Annotated in this window: 6 protein-coding genes; 4 read left to right on the forward strand and 2 right to left on the reverse strand. The window is 44.4% G+C overall.

Features of this window, described 5'->3' with window-relative positions:
• Positions 1–348 precede the first annotated feature (348 nt).
• Entirely contained in the window at positions 349–576 is a 228-nt protein-coding gene (locus A3756_RS13620; protein WP_068511365.1) for a PA3496 family putative envelope integrity protein, read from the forward strand.
• Between the two features lie 27 nt (positions 577–603).
• Here the strand turns inward: A3756_RS13620 and A3756_RS13625 are convergent, their stop codons facing one another.
• On the reverse strand, positions 604–945 hold the full coding sequence (locus A3756_RS13625) for a hypothetical protein (RefSeq protein ID WP_068511364.1): 342 nt from the start codon (positions 943–945) through the stop codon (positions 604–606).
• A gap of 3 nt (positions 946–948) precedes the next feature.
• Entirely contained in the window at positions 949–1149 is a 201-nt protein-coding gene (locus A3756_RS13630) for a hypothetical protein (RefSeq protein ID WP_068511361.1), read from the reverse strand.
• Between the two features lie 187 nt (positions 1150–1336).
• On the opposite strand from A3756_RS13630, the gene A3756_RS13635 reads away from it, so the two are divergent.
• The 3 genes from A3756_RS13635 to A3756_RS13645 all read left to right on the forward strand — a co-directional run.
• Positions 1337–1807: an MASE3 domain-containing protein gene (locus A3756_RS13635; protein ID WP_068511358.1), complete on the forward strand. Its 471-nt coding sequence runs from the start codon at positions 1337–1339 to the stop codon at positions 1805–1807.
• Positions 1808–1871: 64 nt separating this feature from the next.
• Positions 1872–4070 (forward strand): histidine kinase dimerization/phospho-acceptor domain-containing protein, encoded by a 2199-nt coding sequence (locus tag A3756_RS13640; RefSeq protein WP_068511356.1) that lies wholly within the window; start codon positions 1872–1874, stop codon positions 4068–4070.
• 147 nt (positions 4071–4217) lie between these two features.
• Positions 4218–5793, forward strand: a 1576-nt coding sequence (locus A3756_RS13645; protein WP_231875539.1) for a response regulator, incomplete at its 3' end; no start/stop codon positions are given.

Here is a 5793-nt window from a genome sequence, read left to right on the forward strand (position 1 = left end):
CTGGTCTCGCATAATGGCCGGAAAAGCATGAGCTAGCACTCCCGAAGGAAGGCCTTGAGAAAAGTACAGCGCAAACAGGACGGCTAGGCTGGCGACGGGCACGTTATATTCTCCTAAATCATCGATCTTGACGAGCAGCTCTTGCCATCAGCGTACTGACAAAGAAGCTCAAATGCGGGCAAAACTATCATCCAAGCGACCTACTTCACAAGCCCATATTTTTGTCTAAATCGTCATTTTTGCTTCACAAAACTGTCACACCCAAAAGCTAGCCTNAGCTCCAAATAAGGTGAGATGCAAAACAGTAAACATTTCGAAACTTTATCGATGCCAGTTAGGAGACACACTATGCAAGCACATGAATCTCAGAACCCGAGCACTTTTGAGCAAGAAAATTCTCTGGAAGCCATCCATGTAGACTTTATGGATATCGCTCACGAACTTCATCAAAAGCAAAGCGAATCAAAGAAAAAAGATCGTGCAAAGCGCCGCTCCCAAGCAAGAAGAGCAATTGAAGATCATCAGGAGAAAAAGCGTTTAGAGGCAGAGCTTAAAGAGTGGTGGGACGATTTATAACGTTCGTTTTGGCCCAATAGCTAGGCGCTACAGGATTACCAAGTCGCCCTCGTTACCTTGGTCCTCAACTGGTCGACGGCCTTCAGTTAAATAAAGAGCATCGTTGTGGAAGTCTACGTATAGGTGGCAGTCCATCACGCTATCGGTTATTTCACTGCTAATGGAAAAGTGACGAACAATCTCTTCACCATCGCAGTGAAAGTGTTTCATATCTGACTTACTCATCACCTCGGGCAAACCGATAGCCAACCGACAATTATGCTGCACCAAGCTATTTTTTATTCTACCTAGAAAACGGTTGGCCAATTCACAATTCCAATCTTCTTGAAAACTTGGGTCACCAATTCTATCTACATCAACTATCGGCATAGTTTACGCTAATAGTAAACGCGGTGTTTTTAATAGCAAAGAAATTGTCAGGTCTTCAGAGCCTGCCGTAATATACGAAGCCATCACTTCTCGGGAATATGAACTTCTATCCGTTACTTCTATTTGACAGCCCAAGCTTTCAAACTGCTTAACACAAGCTGCATCAAATATTTCGGTAATCAGCGCTTTTGCTTGTTCGCTCATAATTCATCTAAACCCAATTTGGCTAGTTGCACCCAAAAAACAAAAGCATACCAAGACTATCCATTTGTTCAGTGTAACCAAAGCATAGCGACTTTCCTATTATTTGCATACTGACGTGAACTTGAAGACATTTCTACTATACTTCTTTAATGCCATCGCACCACGTCACCATATTTCGGAAGTTTGAATGACGTCTCCCAAAAAACTGACTATTGGGCTATTTTTTCTCTGCACTCTACCTTTTTTACCTAATATGCTAGGAATTGACTTTGGCGCTGCGCCGACAAAAGTCGATATAGTGACAACACAAAGCTCGATGCTGGAAGCGCTGCAGGGAGCTATCCTACATACCATTCTCGAATGGAGCGCAATTTCTATTGCCTGTATCGGCGCTATCTTTGCGTTTGTTCATTACTACTATCATCGTAATATTACACTCCCTATCATGGGGCTTGCATTGCTCTCGGCAGCATCGATCGACATTTTTCATACCTTGGCATCAGCAAGAGTGATCGATGCTCAAGCCCAGAACACTGATTTTATTCCTTTTACCTGGGCGCTTTCCCGCCTTTTCAATGCTTCAATCATGACCGTCGGGGCGGCACTAAGCTTATGGGCTTTGTATCACAGCAATAACCCCCCCTGTACAAGCATCTAAAGCTACTTCCTTTAGCGATAGTTTTTTTGTTGGTTCGGCCTTCGTAAGTGTTTATCTAGCCTCGGTGAGCGAAAACCTACCGCAAACCACTTTCCCTGGCGAATTGATAAGCCGCCCCTATGACATCCTTCCACTAGCGACATACTTATTAGCCGCCACATTGTTCTGGACCTGGTTTCAGAAAGAACGCGACCCCGTCAGCCTGGCGTTTTTATTAAGCTGCATTCCAGAGTGCCTAACCCAACTGCATGTGGCATTCGGCTCTACGCAACTTTTCGATAACCATTTCAATATCGCTCATATACTGAAAATTGTTGCTTACCTTTCTATGCTAGCAGGCATAACTCGCAGCCTAATTTTCAACACCGCCACCTCATCAACAGATAGCGGCCCCCGCGAAACACCCCCTCTTACACATCAACATATCAGAACTTCAAAAACTGAACGTGCGAAGCGCCCTATAAGTCTACTAATCCCCTCAGTTACATTCTCTTTAACACTCATTGTCGGCACCATCATCAGTATTTCTGTGTATCTGGATCATATCGCCCAAATAAAGAAAAAGAACCTACAGGAGCTTGAGCACGAAGCTGAGATGCTTGAGTCGAGCTATCAATCCATATTTCAAAGAAGTGCCCAAGACTTAGTTTCCCTGGGCAAGCACTATGCCATTCAAGCCTATGTGCAAGGAGGCATCACTGAGTCTGAGCCAGTCAATCGCACTCTCGAACACTACTTGCTTTTAAATCCAGGCGTAGTAAATATCAAGCTAGTCGCCAAAAGACCGGACAGTGTAATTGGCTGGGAAGTTCTTTATACAAGCCACAAGGCTGACAGCAAGAGCGGAGAGGAAAGCTCAGACACCTTTCTAACAAGAGACCTAGCTACACTGAAGCAAAGTGGCAAGTTAAAATCGGGGGAGATTTACTTTTCTGATATCTACCTAAGTCCAGATCTAGTTGAGCTGGAAACAGAAAAGGTCTTTTCAAGCGTTTCAAACGCGTTATTCAAGGTTCTGGACGATACAGCCAGCTATGTATTAATCGCAACGCTTAAGCCAATGGCTATTATCTCTGGTTTGCCTCGCTACAATAGCAATAGACAGTTCTATATCAGTGACGCTGAAGGTGAATATCTTTATCAGGAAAGCTCTTCAGATAATAGTTCATCATCACATGATAAAAACTTACTTAGAGATTTCCCCGAGCTCACTCAGCACTTTCAGTCAGGCACCAACAAGCTGACGTTTACGCAGTTAAAAGACAGTACCAATACTAAATACTCTGCGTATTACAAAGTATTAAAAGGTGGTGCGACTTATGGCAGCCCACAACTCCATATTCTACTATCATCCTCACATCAACAGCTTGCATTAGCTCTGGAAGGAACTCGCAACAAAAGCCTGCTTATAGGTTTATCGCTAGCTTTAGTTGCCTTAACGGCTGCCATTTTAATCTCTCGCAGAATTACCCGCCCTCTCTCGAGATTGACTGAAACACTCGAACGCTATGAGCAAACAGGCGAAATTGACTACCTACCCGTGAACGAGAATAACGAAGTAGGTATTTTTGCCAGAAGCTTTCATAAAGCCCTACAGAATATTGACGCCTCAATAAATGAACTAAATGAGCAGAAATATGCCTTGGACCAGGCTTCCATTGTCTCTATCACAAATATAAGAGGAGACATCACTTATGTGAATGACAAATTCGTCGAAGTAAGCGGATACGAGCGTGAAGAGCTGCTAGGCCAAAATCATCGAATTCTTAACTCTGGCTATCATGACAAAGCCTTCTTCGGCCAACTTTATAAAACAGCTGCTAAAGGCAGCGTATGGCGAGGCGAAGTCTACAACAAAGATAAACATGGTCAGAATTACTGGATTAGCAGCACTGTCATTGCCATTAAAGATATGAACGGCAAACCACAAAGTTATGTTGCCATTAGCTCGAACATTACTGGGAAAAAATCAGCCGAAAGCGAACTCATTACTGCAAAAGAAAATGCTGAACAAGCTGCAATTACGAAAAGCGAATTCCTCGCAAGCATGAGCCACGAGATCAGGACACCGATGAATGGCGTTCTGGGCATGCTGGGACTTCTGCTTAACTCCAAGCTTGATACTCAACAAAGGCACCGGGCTGAAATAGCGCAAAATAGCGCACAGTCGCTACTTACACTAATCAACGACATTTTAGACTTTTCTAAAATAGAAGCAGGCAAACTAGACTTGGAGCACCTTCTATTTAACCCGAAAAAGTAAATTGGCGATCTTGCAGAGTCTCTTGCCCAGCAAGCTCAACTACAAGAGCTAGAACTGATCGTCGACTTAAGAGGGTTAACCCTGTCAAAAGCAGTAGGAGACCCCGGCAGGATCCGCCAAGTCGTTACCAATCTTGTCAACAATGCAATCAAATTCACCAGCCAAGGTGAAGTCGTTATTTCTGCTCGGCTTACGGAGCTAAACGCAAATCTGCTTCAACTAGACATCGATGTGACTGATACAGGTATAGGAATCCCGCCTGAAAAAGCCGACTCGCTGTTTGAAGCCTTTAATCAGGCTGACGCATCAACTACCAGACAGTTCGGCGGCACAGGTTTAGGACTGAGCATTGCCAAGAACCTATGCTTACTGATGGGCGGCACCATTTCCGTTAAGAGCATTCCAGGAGAAGGCAGCAATTTTTCGAGCTCAATGTTGCTGAAGACTAGCGATCAAGCTGAGTTAGTCAAACCGACAATAGATATAAGCCAACTAGAGATTCTGATCGTTGATGATAACACGACTAACCTAGAGGTACTCCGAGGTCAGCTTGACCTATGGGGAGCTAAAGCCATTGAAGCGAGCTCTGGCTCCGAAGCACTAGAACTATGCCAGCAACGATATAATGACGAAAGCAAGAGGCCTTTCGATATCGCCCTGTTAGACATGCAAATGCCAGAAATGGACGGAGCAGAGCTGGGGCGAAAACTTAGTCACGACGAACGTTTTCAGTCGATGAAACTTGTTATGATGACCTCAATGACCTATCAGGGAGGTGCACAGGAAATGGCCGATATTGGCTTCGATGCTTATTTCCCAAAACCTGCGACTACCTCTGACCTATTTGATGCGTTAAGTATTTTGGCGGATGACGGTCAAGCACTACAACAAGCTCAACCTCTGATCACCTCTGAAAGCATTAAGACCTACTCTACGAAGGATTCGAGACAAATAAAATGGCCAGAAGGTACCCGTTTATTGATCCTGGAGGATAATTATATTAACCAAATGGTAGCCCTCAGCACGTTAAAAAACATTGGCCTACACGCGGATGTCGCTGGCAATGGCCTGGAAGCAATTAGCAGTTTGATACAAACCACCGCCAATACCCCACACACTTTAATCCTTATGGATTGTCAAATGCCCGAAATGGACGGCTATGAAGCCACTCGAGCTATTCGCGATGGCAAAGCTGGACAGTTCTACACCGACATTCCGATCATTGCGATGACAGCCAATGCAATGCAAGGAGATAAAGAAAAGTGCTTGGCTGCCGGTATGAACGCCTATCTAAGCAAACCAATTTATAACGACGCACCAATTTCTACACTCATTAGTTATGTGTGTAACAACAAACCTGAATATGAAGACGCACCTATGCCTCAAGATGATACAAGCACCAAACCCAACGCTACTGCTTCAACTAGCGAGCAAGATACCCCTACCCACTGGAACCCTGACGGTCTAAGAGAGAGAATCTACAATAACGATGATTTATTCTCTGCATTGCTGAATAGCTTCCTTAGTGACAGCCCGAAGCACTCTGAAGATATTCTAAAGGCCTGTAACGAATTAGATCTAAAAGCGCTTAAAGCCATTTCACACCTTCTCAAAGGTGTCTGCGGGCAACTTTGCGCCGACAAGCTCCAAAGTCTCTGCGCTGCCATTGAACAGGTTTCTCTAAGACCTATTGAGCAAGTAGATAAGCACGAACTTGAAGGAC

This window comes from Oleiphilus sp. HI0086 (assembly GCF_001635225.1).

Bases quoted from the DNA above. Each gene is read 5' to 3' on its own strand.
- A3756_RS13620 (WP_068511365.1), top strand. From the start codon at position 349: ATGCAAGCACATGAATCTCAGAACCCGAGCACTTTTGAGCAAGAAAAT.
- A3756_RS13625 (WP_068511364.1), bottom strand. From the start codon at position 945: ATGCCGATAGTTGATGTAGATAGAATTGGTGACCCAAGTTTTCAAGAA.
- A3756_RS13630 (WP_068511361.1), bottom strand. From the start codon at position 1,149: ATGAGCGAACAAGCAAAAGCGCTGATTACCGAAATATTTGATGCAGCT.
- A3756_RS13635 (WP_068511358.1), top strand. From the start codon at position 1,337: ATGACGTCTCCCAAAAAACTGACTATTGGGCTATTTTTTCTCTGCACT.